The following is a 20,267-nucleotide window of genomic DNA, read 5'->3' as shown; positions in this document are numbered from 1 at the left end:
GACTTCCATCCTCGCCCCGGCCCGCATCACCCCCGGTCGAGGCGCCGGTGACACCCGCGCCGGCCGGGGTGGAGCCCGCCCGGCCACAAGCCCCGCAAGCTCCGGCTCCTGGGGCCGGCGACCTGGGCACATTGGGGGGCGAGCCCGAGGCCTCGCAGCCGGCTGCGTCTACAGAGGCCCACCCGCCTTCTCCTCTTTCGAGTAGCGGCGAGCCCTCCCGGCCTTCCGATTCCTTCGATGCTCCCGTCCAGCGCAGGGCTGCTTCGTTCCAATCCGCCGGGACCGGGACAAACCCGCGTCCTAAGCCCCTACCTTTGCCTGCTCCCCGGCCCGGCCGCCCCCTGGGGCTTGGCCCCCCACTGCGGTCCTACGACACCGTCGAACCGGCAGGCCCACCTCCTTCTGAGCCGGCACAGCCGGAGATGGGCTTCCCCCCGCCCCCCGCGCCAGCTTTGGGATCGCCCGCCGAACCGCTGGCCCTCCCGATTCAGCGGAGCTCGTCCCCCGAGCCGGCGAGGTTCGAGCATCCCGCGTCCACGGACGCCCAGCCCGGCGACGCTGTCGTTGTCGATCGTCCGGCCGTGGCGGACCGGATCGCCGGCGAGGAGGCTCCCGCCGCAGAGGTCCAACGGTTCCTTGCCCCGGGTCCGGAACTTCCCCTGCTGGGGCAGCCGGCAGCCGAAGAAATGGCCCCGCCGATCGACCCCCCGGCAACCCAGGAGCCGTCCCGGGGCCCGGTAGGAAGGTCGGAAGCCACCCGGCAGACCCGGCTCAACGGCGACCGGCCCGCACCGGCCGGCTTACCGTTCCAGGCCGCCGAGGAGGGTCCTGCCCGGCTGAGCCGAAGCGCGGAGCCGGCACTGCCTGGTGCGCCGCTGCCGGAGACCCCGACTGCGCCGGCCACCCTCTCTCCCCGGACGCAGACCCCCGGAACATCTGCTCCCAGTCTCCAGCGATCGGAAGCTGGTCCGCCCGCGCAGGTGGCGGACCGAGCCGCGCGCCCGACGTTGGGGTCCGGAGATCAGACCCCGCACCTCTCAACCCGGGAGCCGGTCCGGCCGCCGGAGGCCGAACCGCCGTCCGAGCCGATGCGCTTGCCGGAGCTTCGGGGGCCGGACGCTGCAGAGCGGGTGAGCGCCCCGGGACCCGAAGCCCGGCACCACCGGGGAGAGGGGCTTCCGAAACAAACAACGTCCCAGGAGGCGGCGGTAGAGCTTCCTGAGCCCGAGACCGTCCCTGTGCTGGGTTCGGCCCCAGAGCCGGCTATCGAGCTGCCTGCAGCGGCTGATTCTGCTTCCCCTCTTCAGCGAGTGCAACCGCGGGAGATCGACTCCGGCCCGGCCGAGCCGCGCAGTCGAGGCACGGAGAAGCCCAGCCGGTCTCCGATTGAAGCTTCATCCCCGACCGCCCCCGGCTCCTCCGGCGCCGGCGACTTTGCGGCGCCTCCGCCGGCCAAAGCCGACGCTGCGAGCAAGGCGGTTCAGCGGCTCGACGCGGCTTCCGCAGCACCGGGGCCACACCCCGCCGTCGAACCGGTCGCACTCCCGTTGCTCGGCTCCGAAACGGAGATGGTTCCGGCAATGCCGGCGCCGGAACCGGCCGCCCCGCCGCAGGCTGGCAGCGGACCGGCCGGAGCTCTTCCGGTCCAACGTGATCCTGCTAGCGGACCCGTCCTGCCCGGGACCCCAGGGGACCGGCCCCCTCTGGGAGAACCGACCGAAACTTGGGACCGGCCTCTGCCGGGTGAAGTCGTAGAGGACCACCCGTCAACCCGGATACCGAACGATGCGCCGGCCAACCTCCCCCTGCTCGGGGAGGCCGTCGAAGCCGTCGAAGCTGCCGAAACCCGGCCGATGCTCGGGGAGGCCGTCGAAGCCGCGGGAAGCCTGCCAACGCTCGGGGAGGCCGTCGAAACTGCCGAGACCCGGCCGATGCTCGGGGGGGCCGTCGAAGCCGCGGGAAGCCTGCCGATGTTCGGGGACTTGTCGGGACCGGACCTCGACACCCCGCAGATCCAAACAACAGCTGCCCATCTTTCCGGCCCCGAGCCCGTTCCCGCCCCACGCCAGGCGCCGATTCAGAGGGCTTCGTTCGTCGAGCGCGCCCGGTCCTGGGCCGCCGGGCGGTCGCAATCGGACTTCGATCCGGCCCCCCGGCATCCAGAATCCCCCGTCGCCTCCCGCAGTGCCGAGCGCCCCTCGGCCAGCCAGACCTTCGAGCGTCGGGTGCCGGAGCGGCAGATTCCACAGACAGGCTCTCGCACACCGGACCTTCCGGGTTTCCGGCCCCCGACGCTCCAACGCGAAGAAGAGACGTCCCGGCCGGGTGTGCAGGCCCACCAACCGACCCTTTCCGGTGACGCCACCCCCACCTTGCAACGGCCGTCCGAAGGTTCGGTGCCCGGCCCGAACATTCAGGAGCCGCCTGCTGCGGCGGCAACCCCTGAGGCGCTCCCAACACCAGCCCCTCGGGACTACTCGGAAATCCGGCGGCTGGTCGGGCAGGACCCGGCCCCCACCACCCTCAGAAGCGAGCCCGAGTCCCCGCGACCATCGATTCAGATGAGTTCCGCGCCCGCCCCGGCGCCGCCTGCAAGTTTCGAAACGGTTGCCGGCCCTTCGCCGGCCGCTCCCGCCCGGGCGACCGCCCTCCCGGAGAACCGCACGATCGAGTTCCGGCAGACCGGGTTTCCGGGGCCTCAGGTGCAAACCCTGGGCACACCGCCCGCCCAATTCCTACCCCCGACCGCTCAGCTTCCCCTGGTCGGCGAACACCTTCCGGCCGGGCTTGGTGGTCGGCCGGGCAGCTTTCCTGCGCCCGCTGGCGACCAAATCTCGACCGCCCCGATCCAGCGCAGCAGGACGCCGGCGATGGGGAGCGCCGGCCCACTGCCACCGGCTGCCGCCAATCGAACCCAAAACGCATCCCCGGAGCCCTCCCCGACGGCAGCCCGGGACGCCTTCGCAGCCCCCTACCTCCCGGAAGCCCCTTCGGCGCCGGCCGTCCACGCGGCACCTCCACAGGTCCAGCGATCAGCCGGCGGGCAGCCGTCACGGGATCTTTACGCCGCCGCGGCGGAGAGTGCCGCCGCCGCCGCAGTCGCCGCCGGTGTGGCCAGCCGGGGACCCGACGGCGCTCTGGTTTTCCGGTCCCCCGAGGCGGCCGCTCCTCCGGTCCCAACGGCTCCCGCCCCGCCGCCGGTGCCCGTTCCTGCCCCGGTCCCCGTCCAGCGGGTTACCGCGACCGCCCCGGCAAAAGAGGCTGAGCAGGCCGAGCCTGAACCGCCGGACCTCGATGAGCTCGCCATGCGGCTCTACCCCAAGCTGCGCCCCTACCTGCGTAAAGACCTGTGGCTCGACCGGGAGCGCTCGGGCCTGCTGGCGGACCTCCGATGAACGACATCGACAAAGACCCGGCGATCGACCTCTACTTCAAGGTCGAAATCGACGACCACAACCTCGGCACTTTCATCACATGCAGCGGCCTGTCCATGGACGTGGCAATCGAGCCGGTGAAGGAGGGCGGCAACAACGGCTTCACCTGGAAGCTCCCCGGACGGGTCGAGTACGGCAACGTCAAGCTGACCCGCCCGATCGGCCCGGAGAGCAACCTGGTTTCGAGGTGGATCGCGGGCATGTCGTCGGGAGATTTCGTCCGCACCAAAGCGGTCATTACGGCGCTGACTCCAAAAGGAGAGGACCTGGTGTCCTGGACGCTGGCCGGCGTGATACCCGTGAAGTGGGAGGGGCCGTCGTTCAGCGCCGAGGGGGGCAAGGTGGCGCAGGAGACGCTCGAGCTGGCCCACCACGGGTTCGAGTACAAGGATCAGAACAAATGGGTTTGACCAAGGCGTACATCGAGCTGGTTGAGACCTCCGGTCCCAACCCTCCCTCGCTGAGTGCGACCGGGACCAGGATCGAGTTTCAGTACAACCCCGAGGAGATCCAGATCACCAGGTCCGCCCGCTGGCTGATGTCCGAGGCCAACACCGAGGGAGAGAGCTCCGCCCTGGAGTACAAGGGGCCGCAGCCGACCAAGATGAAGCTCAAGATGTTCATCGACGCCTCCGATCAGAAGGACGGCGACATCTCCGGCCAGGTGGACAAGCTTCTCGAAGCCTGCGCCCCGACCTCGTCGTCCAAGTCCAGGGACCTGCCGCTGCCGTGTTATGCGATCTTCGGATGGGACAAGGTGTACTTCCGCGGCTTCATCGAGAGCGTGGACGTGACCTACACGATGTTCCGGGAGTCGGGCAAGCCGGTGCGGGCCAGGTGCAACATCGACCTCACCGAGACCCCGCCCAAAGCGGCCGCCCAGAACCCAACCTCCGGGGGGCAGGGAGCCCAGGGCTGGGTTCAGATGGTGGCCGGCGACACCCTCGCAGGAATCGCCTTCCGGGAGTACGGCGACGCCACCCTGTGGAGGGCGATTGCCACCGCCAACCTGATCGATGACCCGCTCCGGGTGCGTCCGGGAACCGAACTGCTCATTCCACCCGCGGTCGAAGCCGCGGCAGCGAGGTAGACCGGTATGCCCCCGTCCGCCCTCACCAACACCGTTCAGGTACAGGCCGACGGCCAGGACCTGTCTGCCGAGAGTGCCTCCGCACTCCTGTCGGCTTCGGTAGAGCAGAGCCTTTCCCTGCCGGACACGTTCACCCTGGTCTTCCGGGACCCGGCCCGCACGATCCTGAAAGACACGGGGCTGGACATAGGAAGCACGGTGAAGGTCGTCGTGGCGACGCCGGGCAACCCCGGGGGCGAACCCTTGATCGAGGGCGCCGAGGTGACCGCTCTGGAGGCCGAGTACACCCCCAAAGGCACGCTCACCGTCGTTCGGGGCATGGACAAGTCGTTCCGGGCCTACGGAGGCCGAACCGTCGACTCGTATCCCAACTCCACCTTGACGGACGCCGCCAGGAAGGTGGCGGGACGGGCCGGCCTTTCGACCGGCAAGGTCGACGCGACCTCCAAGGTCTACACCCTCCTCACCCAGAACAACCTGAGCGACTGGTCGTTCATCCGCAGCCTCGCCCGGGAGGCCGGGTTCGACGCCTGGGTCGCCGACGGGAAGCTGAACTTCTGCAAGCCGACCGAGTCCTCCGAGGGGCCCGCGGCCGGCCGTCTGGGCTCGCAGGACCCGCTCCAGCTGACGCCGAAGGACGACCTGATCAGCTTCCGCTGTGCGGTCACCGCGGGACAGCAGGTGGGCAGCGTGAAGGTGCGCGGCTGGGACCCGGTGAGCAAGAAGGCGGTTGTGGGCACCGCCCCCGCCAAGACCACGTCGTCGTCGAACGGGAGCAAGCCGGACGAGCTCGCGGGCAAGCTGGGCAATCCCACCTTTCTGGCGGTGGAAGAACCCCGCAGCGACCAGGACGACGCCACCCAGGCGGCAAAGGTGATCGCTGAAACCATCGGAGGGTCGTCCACCGTCTTCGAGGGGATGTCGGTGGGGAACCCCAAGCTGAAGGCCGGGACGGCGGTCAGCATCGGCCTGCTCGGCGAGCCCTTCGACGGCAAGTACACCCTCACCGAGGCTCGGCATACGGTGGAAGCCGACGGCTACACGACGTGGTTCGCCGTCAACGGGCGCAACAACCGCTCGCTGCTGGGGCTCGCCTCCGGAGGGCCGCACGGCGACGCGCTCGGCGGGCGGCGCATCCCGGGCGTCGTCACCGGCATCGTGACCGACTCTAAGGACCCGGAGGACCAGTGCCGGGTGAAGCTGAGCTTCCCGTGGCTCTCCGACGACTACCAGTCCGACTGGGCGCGGAACACCCAGGTTTGGGCCGGCAAGGGCTACGGGTCGGTGATCGTGCCGGAGGTCGGCGACGAGGTGCTGGTTGCCTTCGAGCAGGGCGACATCCACCGGCCGTTCGTCCTGGGCGGGCTGTACAACGGGGTCGACCTGCCGTACCAGGGGACCCCGGCTCTGGTGGACTCCTCGGGCAAGGTCAACCGGCGGGACCTGGTCTCACGGACCGGCCACGTCATCTCCATGACCGAGCTGGACGGCCAGAACGACGGGATCCTCGTAAAAACCGCCGGGGGCGGATACAAGCTGGAGCTCAGCAAGCAGGCGAAGACGGTCACCATCGAGGCCGACGGGACCGTGATCATCGAGGCCAAGGGAACCGGCGCGATGACAGTCAAGGCGGCGGGAAACCTCGACATCTCCGGCCGGCAGATCACCATCAAGGCCCAGAGCGGGATCACCATCGACGGCGGAGCCGGGATCGTCGACATCAAGGCCGGCCCGAAGGCGTCTATCGCCGCGGCGAAGGTCGAGGTCAACGGCAGCGCCGCAGCCGACCTGAAGGGCGGCGGCATGGTCACCATCCAGGGCGCCCTGGTCAAGATCAACTGAGGAGATCGAATGCCACCACTTGCACGTGTAGGAGATCCCACGGGACACCCGGGTGTGATCACCGGCCCCGGCGTCCCGACCGTCCTGATCGGCGGGATGCCGGCAGCCGTAACGGGCGACCTGCACACCTGCGCCTGGCCCAACCCGTCCGAGCCGCACCCTCCGACCCCGATCATCGGCTCGGCGGCAACCGTCCTGATCGGAGGCCGGCCGGCGGCGTGTATGGGCGACTCCGCGGCCTGCGGCGCCAAGATCGTCTCCGGCGCCCCGACTGTGATTTCGGGGTGACGCCGTGACCCACGACATCGTTGGAGCCGGGTGGGGGTTTCCGGTGAAGACCGGCCAGACCGGCGGCATCCGCCTCGTGACCAGGGAACGTGAGATCGAGGAGGCCATCCGCCTGATACTGGCCACGGCGCCCGGAGAACGTCCTATGCGCCCGGAGTTCGGCTGCGGCATCCACGAGTACGTGTTTGCACCCGTCGACGGCGCCACCGCCGGGCGGATGGCCTTCGAGGTGAAGGAGTCGCTCACCCGGTGGGAGCCGAGGATCCGGGTCGAATCGGTTCTCGTCTACCCGAGCACCGACCCGCTGGGGTCGACCCTTCTGATCGACATCCAGTACACGATCCTGGGCTCCGTCGACCCCAGGACGCTGGTGTTCCCGTTCTACACGATCCCGGCGGAGGGCAGCTGATGACCCTTCCCGCACCCAATCTGGACGACCGGCGGTTCCAGGAGCTGGTCGACGAGGCCAAGCGTATGGTCCAGCGCCGCTGCCCGGAGTGGACCGACCACAACGTCTCGGACCCCGGCGTCACCCTGATCGAGACCTTCGCCTACATGGTCGACCAGCTCATCTACCGGGTTAACCGGGTCCCGGACCGGATGTACATCAAGTTCCTGGACCTGCTCGGTGTTCAGATGTTTCCCCCGACCGCGGCCAACACCGACGTCACCTTCTGGCTGTCCGCCCCCCAGGCGGTCGACGTCACGATTCCCCCCGGCACCAGCGTCGCCACCGTCAGGACCGAGACCGAGGAGGCAGTCAGCTTCTCGGTGACCCGCGAGCTGGTCATCCCCCCGGTCCAGGTCGCCCGGCTTGCGACCTCCACCAGCGACTCGGTGATCCGGGACCACACGGACCGGTTCTCACTCGGGGTCGGATTCGATGCCTTCGGCGAAAACCCCCGCCCCGGCGACGCCATGTGCCTGGGGCTCTCCCGCACCTCCCCGTCTTGCGTGCTGCTCATCAGGTTCGACTGCGAGGTCCGGGGCCTGGGCATCGACCCCACCCAACCCCCGATCCGGTGGGAGACGTGGTCGGGGACCGACTGGCTCCGCTGCGAGGTGCTGAAGGACGGAACCGGGGGCCTCAACCGTCCGGGCGACGTCCTGCTCCACCTACCGCAAACCCAGGTGCTGTCGACGATCGGCGGCCACAGCGCCGCCTGGCTGCGCTGCCGGATCATCGAAGCCCCCGGGGAGCCGGGATACAGCGCCTCCCCGCGCATCCGCAAACTGGTGGTTGCGTCGATGGGGGGCACCACCCGGGCGACGAACGCCGAGTCGGTCGAAAACGAGATCCTCGGGGTCTCGGAGGGGGTTCCCGGACAGCGGTTCGCACTGCGCCGGGCGCCGGTCGTGCCCTTCGAGGAGCCCGCGGTTCTGGACGTCTCCGGCCCCGACGGCTGGGAGCCCTGGACCGAGGTGACCAGCTTCGCCACTAGCCGACCGGACGACCGGCATTTCCTGCTCGAGGCCAGCACCGGCCACGTTGTGCTGGGCCCGGCGGTCCGGGAGCGCGACGGGACACTCCGCCAGTTCGGTGCCATCCCGGTCACGGGCTCCGCCCTTCGCCTGCGCTCGTACCGGACCGGCGGCGGCCGCAAGGGAAACGTCGCCGCCGGCGCAATCAGCGTGCTCAAGACCTCGATACCGTTCATCGCCCGGGTTGAAAATCGGACCCTGGGCACCGGCGGGGTCGACGGCGAGGACATCGAGTCGGTCAAGGTGCGCGGTCCCCTGCTGCTGAGGAGCCGGGACCGGGCGGTTACGCCGGAGGACTTCGAGTACCTGGTCCGGGAGGTGGCGCCCGAGATCGCCCGGGTACGCTGCCTGCCCGCCGGGGGCAGGAACCCGGCCGGGGCAGTGCGGGTGCTGGTGGTCCCGGGCGTCCAGACCGACAACGTCCTGGACCTCACCCAGGCCCAGCTGATCCCGCCGGCGGAGACCATGCAGCGGATCCAGCAGTACCTCGAGCGGCGCCGGATCATCGGGGTTCGGGTGGTCATCGAGCCACCGCAGTATCGGGGCATCACGGTAGTGGCGCGGCTTCGGTCGAGCTGGCGGGCCAGCCCTGAGGAGGTCAAGAGCGCAGCGACCGAGGCACTGCACCGCTATCTGCATCCGATCATCGGGGGGCCGGACGGCACCGGCTGGATCTTCGGCCGGCCGATCAACGTCTCGGAGATCCAGGGGGTCCTCGACGACGTGCCGGAGACCGACGTCATCACCGACGTCCTGCTCTTCGCCGCCGACCCGGCCACCGGCAAGCGCACCGAACGGGCGCTGCAGCGCTTTCCAATCGAACCCGATGAGCTGCCGCTGTCGTACATCCACCAGGTCTTCGTCGACGGAGCCGGGGAGGACTGATGAGGGCAATGGACGAGGCTCTTTTGAGCCCCCACCCGCTCGGCCAGCTCCTGCCGGCGATTTATTTCGAGGACGAGTTCACCCAGAAGTTCACGCAAGGACTGGACTCGGTGGTCGCTTCGCTGCTTTCCACGCTCGACAACCTGGAGTCGTACTTCGACCCGGATCTGTCGCCCGCCGACTTCATCCACTGGCTCTCGGGGTGGGTCGGCCTGGCGGGCGAGCCGTCCGACACGGTTGAGGGGCGGCGGGAGATGATCAAACGGGCGGTGGAGATCTACCGGTTGCGGGGCACGGTGAAAGGGCTGACCGACCACATCGCCCTGGCTTTCGGGGTCACGCCGGAGATCCGGGAGACCGGCGGGGTCTCCACCTCGAGCACCAGCCGGTCGGCGCTCCCCGGGTCGGAGGTGGGCGAGTTGGTGGTGATCATGCGGGTGCCCGACCCCGCGGCGTTCAACCGGAGCGGGCTCGACGGGTTCGTCCGGGCGAACAAGCCTGCCCACCTGCCCCACCGGATCGAGGTGCTGGCGCCGGGCGAGACACCCGGCAGGTCTCCCAGGGGGGGCCCGCAGTCCCCGTCTCCGGCCCGGGGCGACGGGAAAGGCGACGGGAAGGTGCCTGAAGTGCGCCGGCCCCTCTACCGGGGCTACGGGCCGGTGCGGCGAGGAGACGAATGACCGCCTGCCGGTTCTGCGGCTTCCAAAACGCCCCCGGCACCAAGTTCTGCAACAACTGCGGCTCCTACCAGTGGGACGCAACAGAGTTTGAGTCTCCGGCCCCGCCGGAGCGTCCGGCAGGAAGGCCCGAGCCCAACGGCGAGCCGGGGGCCGCCAGACCGGACCCCGCAGATTCGCCCGAACGGCCGGCGATCCGGATAATCTCCGGCCGGGCCCGTCAAGCCAGGCCCCAGCCGGAGCCACCTCCGGGGCCACCCTCAGGGCCACCTCCCGGGGCAGCGCCGGGGCCGCCGCCGGGGCCACCGCCGGGAGCGCAGTCCCGGCCCGGAGCCGAAGCTCCCACTGCGGTCATGCAGGATGTGCCACCGCGCCGGGAGGTCCCGGGCAGGGTTGCCGGGCGGGTGGCGGTCGCGGTGTTCCTTCCCACACCCGAGCTCCAGGTCGAGCCCCCGAACGTCGTCACCTGCGAGATCCGGGTCAAGAACATCGGAGCGCTCGTCGATCGTTTCACCCTGACCGTGGAGGGACCGGCAGCTCAGTGGGCCACCATCGACCCGCCGAGCCTGAACCTCTACCCGGAGAGCGAGCCGGCCATCGCCCTGTTGTCGTTCCAGCCGCCGCGCGCTCCGAACACGCCTCCCGGCCTGGCCACCTTCCTGGTCCGGGCAACCTCCCGGGAAGACCCGTCGGTCTCGGAAACGGCGGCCGGTGCCCTGATGGTGGACCCCTACGTCGACGTGACCACAACGCTGGTTCCGGTGAGCTCGCGGGGCAAAAAGGGAGCCCTGCACGAGCTGAACCTGCGCAACCGGGGCAACGGCTTCGTCGACGCCGCCCTGTCGGCCGGCGACCCAGACAACCAGCTCGATTGTGCAGTCCAGCCTCCGGTGCTCTCGGTCAACCCCGGGGACTACGAAATCGCCCGCGTGCAGGTGACGCCCCGCAAGAGAAAGTGGCTCGGACCACCGCAGATGAGGACGTTCGCGGTCGAGGGACAGATCGAAAACGGCCCACCTCTCCGGGTGGACGGGAGGCACGAGCAGATTGCGATGATCCCCGCGTGGATGGTCAAATTCGCGCTCCTTGTGGTGGTGCCGTTGTTGATATTCCTGGTTTACCTGCTGACCACAGCCAAGATCCCCCCGGTCATCCGCCTTACCCAGGCCGAGGCCGAGACCCGCCTGCTGGACGCGGGGTTCGACCCGAGCTTCAGCAACGTCGCCAGCGAAGACATCGCCGCCGGGCGGGTCGTGAGCACCGAACCGCCCCGGGAGGGCCGGATTCGCAAGGGCACCGACGTCGCCGTCTTCGTGTCGGCCGGGCCTGACCCGCTCACCGTGCCCGACCTCAAGGGGCTGGACGCCGGAGTCGCCCGGTCCCAGCTTCTGACCCTCGGACTCACCTCCCGTTCGCAGGTCGAGGACGACGACTCGGTTGGGCCGGGGCAGGTCTTCGACAGCGATCCGGCCGCCGGCGAGCTGGTTCCCCGGGAGGCCCAGGTGGTCCTGAAGGTCGCCCCCGGCGGGTCGAACCCGGCGAACCGGGGGATCGTGGACTTCGGGCCGGTCGACCCCGCCACCGGCTTCCCGTCCTGGTACCAGGACGGCACCAAGTCGGGCCTGCGGCTTGCGTTGTGCCTGGACGGCGCGCCCCTGTGCTCCAACTCCCTGGAGGCGTTCCCGGGGAGCCCCCCGGACGGCACGGCCAACTACTGGTCGGCGGCCATCGAGCCCTTCAGCAGCCCGCTCAACCAGGGGAACATCACCTTCCGGTCGGCGGTTGTGGCCGCCTTCGGCGCGACCGGCGAAGCCGGCTGCGCCCCGAGGTCGTGCGCCGAGCGAACCTACAGCCTGATCGAGGTCCTCGCCGACGCCGGCGCCCTCACACCGGGCGGCACCTACCGGATCACCCACCCCTTCGGGACCAGCACGATCACCGCCAACTCCTCGGGCGGCATCACGGCCGAGATCGGTCGGGAGGAGGTCGGCTGCTTCTCCAGCCCGCCGGAGGAGTGCGCCTGGGAGGTGGTCCAGACCGGCCGCGTCGGACCGTTCCTCACCTGGGCCGACGAGGCACCGCCGGCCGGCTTCGTCGGGGACGCCTCCACTCCTCACAAGGTCACCGGAAGTCCCACCGGTAACAACCTCGTGAAGATCACCGGGCCGGGCCTGGGCGACGGCCTCTCCACCGACCAGTTCGTGGTCGAGGGCAAGGTCTCGGTCAGCTCCACTCCCCCTCCGGGACAGGCGGGCGTCAACCCCGACCCGCCCAACCTGGTGGTTCCGGTCCAGCGGGCCGGGGTCGCCAGCCCGCCCCAGACGGTCACACTGCAGAACCACGGCGACGGCAACCTCAAGATCTCCGATATCCAGGTCGTCGGGACCAACAACGAGGACTGGAAGCTGTCGGCGCAAAACTGCACCGGCCAGACGATCCCCGGCGGGGGGTCGTGCGAGGTGAAGGTGATAGTCACCCCATCGGCCGACGGACCGACCAACGGCGAGCTGACAGTGGTCTCCAACGCCTTCGGCAACCCCCACAAGGTGGCGCTCTCCGGAACCGGCCAGGCGGCCGGGGTCGAGGCGGCGCCGCCCGAGCTGGATCTCGGCACGTCGCCGGCCGGGGTCACCACCGCGCCCAAGAACGTCACCATCAAGAACTCCGGGACGGCCGACCTGGTGGTTGCCCGGGCCGAGATAACCGGCCCCAACGCCGGCGATTTCCTGCTCACATCCAACGCCTGCAACGCCAAGGTGGCCCCCGGCAAGGACTGCCTGATCAAGGTCTCGTTCAAGCCGTCGACCGGAGGTAAACGCAGCGCCCAGCTGTCGGTTACCAGCGACGCCCCGGTGGCCGGCACCGTCAACAACATCGCCCTGACCGGAACCGGCCAGGCTTCGTCGTCGAAGCTGGCTCCAACCTCCCTCGCGATCACCGGCGACAAGCCGGGGACGGTCACCCTGTCCAGCGCCGGCACCTCGGACCTGAAGGTCGGCTCGATCAAGGTGGAAGGGCCCGGTGCCGCCAACTTCACCCCGGGCGGGACATGTGCAGCCGGAGGAACCGTCGCCCCGGGTGCGACGTGCACCGTCGTTGTGACGCTGACCTCAAACCTCCTCGACCTGACCTGCGTGAAGGGAACCCTGGTGATCAAGACCGACGACCCGAGTGCGGCGGAGCACCGGGTGGACCTCGTCGGACGGGGCCCCCTTGCCCTCAGTTGTTAGCCGCCGGGACCCTTTCGGGAAATCCTTCGGTATCGCAAGGACCGAAAAGGGTGCAAAGTGGTAGTTTCACCATGTCCAGTCGGCCCGGAAGCGAAAGAAGCATTGGAGGTAACAGTGGGTATAAACGCCATCGTTAAAGAACGGCATCTGCTGACCCACCCGTTTTACGTCAAATGGAGTCAAGGCAAGGTCACGCTCGATACCCTTCAGGAGTACTCCAAGCAGTACTACCACTACGAAAAGGCGCTTCCCGGATTCCTCACCGCTGCCATGGACCACATCGACGACGAGTCCGCTCGGGCCGCCGTCAACGAAGTTTTCATCGACGAGTCCTCCAACCCCCGGCCCCACGCCGAGATGTGGCTGGACTTCGCCGCGGGCCTGGGGGTCTCCGAGGCTGAGGTCAAAGCCTCCAGCCCCTCATGCCAGACCAGGAACCTGGTCGAGACCTACACCTCGCTCTGCAACCGGGGCCAGGAAGAGGCAATCGGCGCCCTCTACGCCTACGAGTCCCAGCAGCCCGAGGTGGCTCAGACCAAAGCCGACGGCCTGATCGCCCACTACGGAGTCAACTCGACCCCGGCACTGGCATTCTTCAAACTCCACGCGGTACTGGACATCCAGCACGCCAAGGCCCTGCGCGGGGCCCTGATTGACTCCGAGCTCGGACGCGAGTCCGCTCACCTGGCATTGGACGCCTGGTGGGGAATGCTCGACCAGTTCAACCACTAGACAACAACCGCCGCCGGCGCGGCGACAGCTTCATAATTAGCTAGTGCTTCCCGTCGCGCTCAAAGTCCAACGCCGCAGCCCCGACACCGAGCCCTACTGGGCGGCCTACGAGGTGGAGGTCGAGGACAATGGGCGCGTCCTGGACGCCCTTCACCAGATCAAGTGGCACCAGGACGGGTCGCTCAGCTTCCGCCGGTCGTGCGCCCACGGAGTGTGCGGGTCGGACGCCATGATGATCAACGGGGTCAACCGGCTGGCGTGCGCGGTGCTGTGCCGGGACCTGGAGCAGCCGATCACGGTCGAGCCAATCCGGGGAATGAAGGTCGAGAAGGACCTGATCGTCGACATGGACCCGTTCTTCGACGCCTACAAGGCGGTCAAACCCTGGCTGATCACCGACGGCCCGGCGCCGGTGAAGGAGCGGGTTCAGTCTCCGGAACAGCGGAGGCGCTTCGACGACACCACCAAATGCATCCTGTGCGCCGCGTGCACCACCTCGTGCCCGATCTACTGGGCGGACGACCGGTACGTGGGACCGGCGGCGATAGTCAACGCCCACCGGTTCATCTACGACTCCCGGGACGAGGGAGGAGCCGAGCGCCTCGAGCTGCTCAGCTCATCCGACGGGGCGTTCCGGTGCCGGACGACCTTCAACTGCACCGACGCCTGCCCCCGGGGAATCAAGGTCACCGAGGCGATTCAAGACGTCAAGCGGAGCATCGTCAGAAAGAAGATCTAGAAGCTCCGGTTTTCGAAAAAACATCCCGGCGGTGTCGATCCGCGCGGTTCCCCGTTCGACCTTGTGGTGAGAGGGTCGAATGAGGACCCCGCAGAGCAAAGGAGAAAACCCATGAAGTACATGCTGATCATGCGGGCCGACGACGAGGCCTACGCCGGGATGGGAGACATCGACTTCAACGAGATGCTCGAGACCATCGGCAGGTACAACCAGGAGATGATCAAGGCCGGCGTGCTGGTAGCCGCCGAAGGACTCGACGACGCAGCCGGCGGTGTGGTCGTCGACTACTCGGCCGACCCGCCGGTGGTCACCGATGGACCGTACGGGGAGACCAAGGAGCTGTTCGGCGGCTTCTACATCCTGAACGTTGCCTCGATCCAGGAGGCGATCGAGTGGGCCAAGCGGTCGCCGATCACCGGCCCGGGCTTCAAGACGGAGATCCGCCGGGTCACGACCATCGACGAGTTCCCGCAGGACAACGAGTGGATTCGCAAGGAGCGGGAGTGGCGCGAGTCCAACGGACAGCTCTAGCCGGTGGTCGATCCCACCGGGCGTGAGGCGGTCGCCGCGGTGTGGCGAATCGAGTCGGCACGCATCGTGGGTGCGCTCTCCAGGTACACCGGCGACTTTGCCCTCGCCGAGGACCTCGCCCAGGAGGCGCTCGCCGAGGCGCTGGTGAACTGGCCGCTCGACGGGGTTCCCCGCAACCCCGCCGGGTGGCTGCTCACCGTTGGCCGGCGACGTGCGATCGACGCATACCGAAGGCGCTCGGCTCTGGACACCAGGTATGCCGCCCTCGCCCAGGACCTGGATGAGGGCGGCGCCGCGTCGGGGGCGCCGGCCGCATCGGACGGGGAGGCGGACGGCGTCCTGTGGGACCCGGATCAAATCGACGACGACGTGCTTTCGCTGATGTTCATCTCGTGCCACCCGGTCCTTTCGCGTGAAGCGAGAGTGGCGCTCACCCTGCGGGTGGTCGGCGGGTTGACCAGCGACCAGATAGCCAAAGCGTTCCTCGTCCCGACCGCCACCGTCCAGGCCCGGATTACCCGGGCAAAAAAGACGCTTGCGGCAGCTCAGGTGCCGTTCCGGCTGCCCGATGCCGAGGAACGGGCCGCACGCCTGGGCTCGGTACTTAGCGTCATCTACCTGATTTTTACCGAGGCATCGTCGGCGACCTCCGGCAAAGATCTCATTCAGGTCGACCTGGCGAGCGAAGCGCAGCGCCTGTGCCGCGTTCTCGCACAACTTTTGCCCGGCGAACCGGAGGTCCACGGTTTGCTGGCGCTGCTCGAGTTGACCGCGGCGCGCTTCCCGGCGCGTACCGGCCCGGACGGCGAGCCGGTGCTTCTTGATGACCAGGACCGGAGCCGCTGGGATCACTCTGCGATCCTCCGCGGGCGTGCGGCGCTGGCCCGGGCGGCACAGATCGGAAGGGGGCTGGGCTACTACGGCCTGCAGGCTGCGATCGCCGAGTGCCACGCCGTGGCGGAGTCGGTGGGCGACACGAACTGGGAGCGGGTGGTTCTGCTCTACGAGGCCCTGGGACGGCTGGCGCCCTCCCCGATCGTCGAACTCAACCGGGCGGTAGCCGTCTCGATGGCGCAGGGGGCGGCCGCTGCGCTGCAAGTGGTCGACGAGCTCGTGGCCGCAGGCACACTGGCACAGTCCCACCTGCTCCCGAGCGTGCGCGGGGAACTGCTCAGCCGCTTGGGCCGCACCGACGAGGCACGTGACGAACTGTCGCTCGCCGTCGGGCTGTGCGGCAACGAGCGCGAGAAGAAACTGCTCGAGCGAAAGATCACCCGGCTCGCTCAATCGGGCGACTGAGGATCGGAGTCGACCGGATCCGCAACCGGGTCGAACGAAACGGCTGAGCTGCTGCTACATAAGGGCGGCGAAGTGCATGTTGATGCCCATCAGCTCGAGAGGCCACAACACCACGGCTGCCACCGCCGACAGGGCAGTTTTCCAGTCGCTGATGCTGAGGTAGGCGTGGGTGTATGCGACGACCACCCCTATTCCCAGGTAGACGGTCTGCAATGCTCCGGTCAGCATTTGTTGCTCCTTCCCGACCGTTCCCCAACGGCCATGTGATGCCTTCGTCCCCCCGGACTGGCCCTACGCCTCAGTTAACGAAAGATCGGTCGCAACAGGTAACGGGGAAGACAGCTAAACGTCCAGGTTTTTGCCGCCGTCGATCAACTTCTGTTTGATCTTTGGTGCGGACCTACGGTATCGTAGGTTACGGATGCGTAAGCGTAGGCTCCCTCGGAAAGGAAATCTCCTCCCATGACTCAAGCCGTTGCTGCTCCCCCCGCAGCGAAACCGACCAACAAGAGCATTACGGTAGTCCCCTCCGAGCGCACTCTGAAGCTCGAACGCCGGCTCGCACTTGTGGTCACCGTCCTGCCGTTCATCGGCGCCGCCATCGGGATTCCGCTTCTCTGGGGCCGCGGCGTCACGGCACTGGACCTGGGCCTCTTCTTCGTCTTCTACGTCATCACGGGCATGGGCATCACCGTGGGATTCCACCGGATGTTGACCCACCGCAGCTTTGAGACCACCGGCCCGATCAAGGTCGCCCTCGCGATCGCCGGCTCTATGGCGCTGCAGGGCCCGGTCATCCGCTGGGTTGCCGACCACCGCCGCCACCACGCCTACGCCGACAAGCCGGGCGACCCCCACTCCCCGCACCTCACCGAGCACGCAGGCGTAAAGGGAGTCCTGAGCGGCCTGTGGCACGCCCACACCGGCTGGTTCTTCGACTCTGAGAAGACCAACATCAAAAAGTTCGCCCCGGACCTGGTCGCCGACAAGGCCATCCGCAAGGTCGACAAGAACTTCCCCGCCATCGCACTCACCTCGTTCCTGCTCCCCGGCGTCCTCGGACTGGTCATCACCCGCAGCTGGATGGGCGGCCTGACCGCATTTGTCTGGGGCGGCCTGGCACGCATCTTCTTCCTGCACCACGTAACCTGGAGCATCAACTCCATCTGCCACTTCTACGGAACCCGCCCGTTCAAGAGCAAGGACCTGTCGACGAACAACTGGGCCATGGCGCTGCTGAGCTTCGGTGAGGGCTGGCACAACACGCACCACGCCTTCCCGACCTCCTACAAGCACGGGCTCCGCAAGTTCGACTTCGACCCCAGCGCCTGGTTCATCTCGGGCCTGAAGATGCTCGGCCTCGCCCGCAACGTCAAGAAGCCCACCCGGGAACAGATGGCGGCCAAGCGCGCTTAACTTGCGCTTCCGATGCCGTTTGGCAGCCAATTGAGCACTGCGGCCTCTGCGCCGCGTGCTCGCATGACCGGCCACCAGCGGCGCGAACAACTTCTGAACGTAGGCCGGGAGCTTTTCGCCGAGCGGGGATTCGAAGCCACCTCCATCGAGGAGATCGCCCAGCGCGCCAAGGTCTCCAAGCCCGTCGTCTACGAACACTTCGGCGGCAAAGAGGGGCTCTACGCCGTGGTCGTGGACCGCGAGATGCAGCAGCTGCTGGAACGGGTCACCAACGCGCTGGTCGCAACCCACCCCCGGGCGATGCTCGAGCAGGCCGCCGTGGCGCTGCTCACCTACATCGAGGACAAGCCCGAGGGCTTTCGCATCCTGGTCCGGGATTCTCCCGTCGCCAGCTCATCGGGCAACTTCGCCAGCCTGCTGAGCGACATCGCCTCCCAGGTCGAGCACATCGTGGCCAACGAGTTCAAGAACCTCGACTTCGACCCGAAGATGGCGGTGCTGTACTCGCACGCCCTGGTGGGCATGGTCGCTCTGGTCGGCCAGTGGTGGCTGGAGGCCGAGCGGCCGAGCAAGGACAAGGTCGCCGCCCACCTGGTGAACCTGGCGTGGAACGGCCTCAGCCGCCTGGACCCGCACCCGAAGCTGGGACCGCCGGACGGAGTGGCAGACGATGGCCGGGGCGGTTCAGAAAAATCCAAATAGCACTTCGATCCGCTTGAAAGCGGCAAGAACGCCTGAATCACGCGAACATATGCCAATGCAAACAACCTGGTCCCCCTCCTCCTGGCGCGATAAAGACGCCGCCCAGCAGCCCGACTGGTCCGATGCCGACCTGGAGCTGGCGCTGGTCGAGATCCGGCGGATGCTGCCGCTCGTCTTCGCCGGCGAGGCCCGGGCACTTACCACGGCTCTCGCCCAGGCGGGCGAGGGCAACGCGTTCGTGCTTCAAGCCGGGGACTGTGCCGAGTCGTTCAACGCCTTCTCCCCCGACCTGATCCGGGACCAGCTGAAGGTGATACTCCAGATGGCGGTCGTGCTCACCTACGCCGGCGGCCTGCCGGTGATCAAGGTCGGCCGGATCGCCGGACAGTTCGCCAAGCCCCGGTCCTCACCCAACGAGATGATCGACGGGCTGTCCTTGCCCTCGTTCCGCGGCCACTCGGTCAACGGTCCTGAGTTCGACGCCGAGTCCCGCCGGCCCGACCCCAACCGGCTGATCCGGGCCTACCACCAGGCGTCGGCCACGCTTAACCTCATCCGCGCCTTCACCAAGGGGGGCTTCGCCGACATCGGCCAGATGCATGTGTGGAACCAGGAGTTCGTCGCCTCCAGCCGGCAGGGCCAGCAGTACGAGGCGATCGTCCGGCAGATCTCGATGGCGCTGAGGTTCATGGAAGCCTGCGGCATCGACCTCCGCAACGACTCGCACCTTCACCAGGTCGACTTCTACACCTCGCACGAGGCTTTGATCCTCGGGTTCGAGGAGGCGCTGACCCGCCAGGACAGCCTCACCGGCGACTGGTACGACTGCTCCGCCCACATGTTGTGGGCCGGCGAGCGCACCCGCCAGCCCGACGGCGCCCACATCGAGTTCCTCTCCGGCATCCACAACCCGATCGGCGTCAAGGTCGGACCCGGCACCACGCCCGACGAGCTGGTCGAGCTCTGCGAACGGCTGAACGTCAACCGTGATCCGGGCCGGTTGACGATCATCCCCCGCCTGGGCTCGGACCTGGTTGAGGAGAAGCTGCCTCCACTGGTCCAGGCGGTCAAAAAGTCCGGCATCCCGGTGGTCTGGGTGTGCGACCCGATGCACGGAAACACCTTCACGACCCTGGGGGGCGTGAAAACCCGCCGTTTCGACCAGATCCTCACCGAAATCAAAGGCTTCTTCGCGGTGCACCAGCAGGAGGGCACGGTTCCCGGAGGCGTACACCTGGAGCTGACGCCCGATGCGGTCACCGAGTGCCTGGGCGGCGTGGAGGAGGTCCTGGAGGACCACCTGCAGGACCGCAACAGCTACCAGACGCTCTGCGACCCGCGGCTAAACGCCCGTCAGTCGCTGGACCTGGTGTTCGAGATCGCTTCTCTACTTCAGTCAGGCTGAGGGCTCCACTTCAGTCCAGCTGAGGAGCTTGAGCTAGCCCGGAGGTTCGGGCTGCGGGTTCAGCTCCGTATCGGGTCCCGGAGGCAAGGGCTGCGGATTCAGGGTCACGTGGAAGACTGCATCCATAGCAGGATTGATTCCCCCCTCCTCCACCTCGACCCTTTCCAACGTCAGACGCCGGTGACTGGTACTCCTGGGGTGTTCCTTAAGAGCATTCCGAACAGCGTCCTGAATGGACTCGGTGGATGAACCCGTGATTTTTTCGGCCGCAGCTCCTTCATACTCCGCCATCGCACACCTCCGTCGGGTTGAACCGGACTCACGATTCTGTGCGCGTAGGGTCGCCCTGGCAACGCCTTTCATTCGGGATCTTCGGTGCTGCGGTTGGAAGCCCCCGGCTGCTGCGCCGGCGGCGGCTGAGGCTTAGCTAACCGCTCGGATCGGTCACCGGCGCACCCGATAGCGCAGGTGAAGCACCCGGTTGCCCTGAATCACCACGTCGGGATCCTCCAACA

Annotated in this window: 18 protein-coding genes; 16 read left to right on the top strand and 2 right to left on the bottom strand. The window is 68.0% G+C overall.

What is annotated here, in order from left to right; all coding sequences use genetic code 11:
* The first annotated feature begins 581 nt into the window (after positions 1-581).
* The 13 genes from VFV09_05755 to VFV09_05695 all read left to right on the top strand — a co-directional run bounded on the left by VFV09_05755 (position 582) and on the right by VFV09_05695 (position 16,229).
* Positions 582-3,395 carry a hypothetical protein gene (locus tag VFV09_05755; GenBank protein HEU4867218.1) on the top strand — a complete coding sequence of 938 codons (2,814 nt, stop codon included), beginning with the start codon at positions 582-584 and terminating at the stop codon, positions 3,393-3,395.
* Positions 3,392-3,844 (top strand): phage tail protein, encoded by a 453-nt coding sequence (locus tag VFV09_05750; GenBank protein ID HEU4867217.1) that lies wholly within the window; start codon positions 3,392-3,394, stop codon positions 3,842-3,844. The genes VFV09_05755 and VFV09_05750 overlap by 4 nt, the downstream gene beginning before the upstream one ends.
* A complete protein-coding gene (locus VFV09_05745; GenBank protein HEU4867216.1) occupies positions 3,835-4,524 on the top strand; it encodes a peptidase M23 in 690 nt (229 codons plus the stop codon). The genes VFV09_05750 and VFV09_05745 overlap by 10 nt, the downstream gene beginning before the upstream one ends.
* Before the next feature lie 6 nt (positions 4,525-4,530).
* Positions 4,531-6,366 (top strand): VgrG-related protein, encoded by a 1,836-nt coding sequence (locus VFV09_05740; GenBank protein ID HEU4867215.1) that lies wholly within the window; start codon positions 4,531-4,533, stop codon positions 6,364-6,366.
* A 9-nt stretch (positions 6,367-6,375) separates the two neighbouring features.
* Positions 6,376-6,654 (top strand): PAAR domain-containing protein, encoded by a 279-nt coding sequence (locus tag VFV09_05735; protein HEU4867214.1) that lies wholly within the window; start codon positions 6,376-6,378, stop codon positions 6,652-6,654.
* A gap of 4 nt (positions 6,655-6,658) precedes the next feature.
* A complete protein-coding gene (locus VFV09_05730) occupies positions 6,659-7,063 on the top strand; it encodes a GPW/gp25 family protein (GenBank protein HEU4867213.1) in 405 nt (134 codons plus the stop codon).
* Entirely contained in the window at positions 7,063-9,021 is a 1,959-nt protein-coding gene (locus tag VFV09_05725) for a putative baseplate assembly protein (protein ID HEU4867212.1), read from the top strand. The genes VFV09_05730 and VFV09_05725 overlap by 1 nt, the downstream gene beginning before the upstream one ends.
* Positions 9,021-9,701, top strand: a complete 681-nt coding sequence (locus VFV09_05720) for a phage tail protein (protein HEU4867211.1) — start codon at positions 9,021-9,023, stop codon at positions 9,699-9,701. The genes VFV09_05725 and VFV09_05720 overlap by 1 nt, the downstream gene beginning before the upstream one ends.
* Positions 9,698-12,928 carry a choice-of-anchor D domain-containing protein gene (locus VFV09_05715; GenBank protein HEU4867210.1) on the top strand — a complete coding sequence of 1,077 codons (3,231 nt, stop codon included), beginning with the start codon at positions 9,698-9,700 and terminating at the stop codon, positions 12,926-12,928. Before VFV09_05720 ends, VFV09_05715 begins: the two co-directional genes overlap by 4 nt.
* 114 nt (positions 12,929-13,042) lie before the next feature.
* Complete coding sequence (locus VFV09_05710; GenBank protein ID HEU4867209.1) at positions 13,043-13,660, top strand: iron-containing redox enzyme family protein; 618 nt, start codon at positions 13,043-13,045, stop codon at positions 13,658-13,660.
* A gap of 43 nt (positions 13,661-13,703) precedes the next feature.
* Positions 13,704-14,399, top strand: coding sequence for a succinate dehydrogenase iron-sulfur subunit (locus VFV09_05705; GenBank protein ID HEU4867208.1), 696 nt, complete (start codon positions 13,704-13,706; stop codon positions 14,397-14,399).
* A 111-nt stretch (positions 14,400-14,510) separates the two neighbouring features.
* On the top strand, positions 14,511-14,930 hold the full coding sequence (locus VFV09_05700) for a YciI family protein (GenBank protein HEU4867207.1): 420 nt from the start codon (positions 14,511-14,513) through the stop codon (positions 14,928-14,930).
* 3 nt (positions 14,931-14,933) lie between these two features.
* Positions 14,934-16,229: a sigma-70 family RNA polymerase sigma factor gene (locus VFV09_05695; protein HEU4867206.1), complete on the top strand. Its 1,296-nt coding sequence runs from the start codon at positions 14,934-14,936 to the stop codon at positions 16,227-16,229.
* Positions 16,230-16,283: 54 nt separating this feature from the next.
* On the opposite strand, the gene VFV09_05690 is transcribed toward VFV09_05695, so the two are convergent.
* Positions 16,284-16,457, bottom strand: a complete 174-nt coding sequence (locus tag VFV09_05690) for a hypothetical protein (protein ID HEU4867205.1) — start codon at positions 16,455-16,457, stop codon at positions 16,284-16,286.
* A gap of 234 nt (positions 16,458-16,691) precedes the next feature.
* Here VFV09_05690 and VFV09_05685 point away from each other — a divergent pair, with 234 nt between their 5' ends.
* Genes VFV09_05685 through VFV09_05675 form a run of 3 tightly spaced genes read left to right on the top strand, consistent with a single transcriptional unit; the run spans position 16,692 to position 19,752 of the window.
* A complete protein-coding gene (locus VFV09_05685) occupies positions 16,692-17,645 on the top strand; it encodes an acyl-CoA desaturase (protein ID HEU4867204.1) in 954 nt (317 codons plus the stop codon).
* Positions 17,646-17,657: 12 nt separating this feature from the next.
* Positions 17,658-18,347 (top strand): TetR/AcrR family transcriptional regulator, encoded by a 690-nt coding sequence (locus VFV09_05680; GenBank protein HEU4867203.1) that lies wholly within the window; start codon positions 17,658-17,660, stop codon positions 18,345-18,347.
* A gap of 55 nt (positions 18,348-18,402) precedes the next feature.
* A complete protein-coding gene (locus tag VFV09_05675; protein ID HEU4867202.1) occupies positions 18,403-19,752 on the top strand; it encodes a 3-deoxy-7-phosphoheptulonate synthase class II in 1,350 nt (449 codons plus the stop codon).
* 444 nt (positions 19,753-20,196) lie between these two features.
* On the opposite strand, the gene VFV09_05670 is transcribed toward VFV09_05675, so the two are convergent.
* Positions 20,197-20,267 (bottom strand): dihydrofolate reductase (locus VFV09_05670; GenBank protein ID HEU4867201.1); only part of this gene is annotated, 71 nt, incomplete at its 5' end.

It is taken from the genome of Actinomycetota bacterium (genome assembly GCA_035759705.1).
GTDB lineage: Bacteria > Actinomycetota > CADDZG01 > JAHWKV01 > JAHWKV01 > JAJCYE01.
This window is presented reverse-complemented; position numbering and strand designations above follow the sequence as displayed.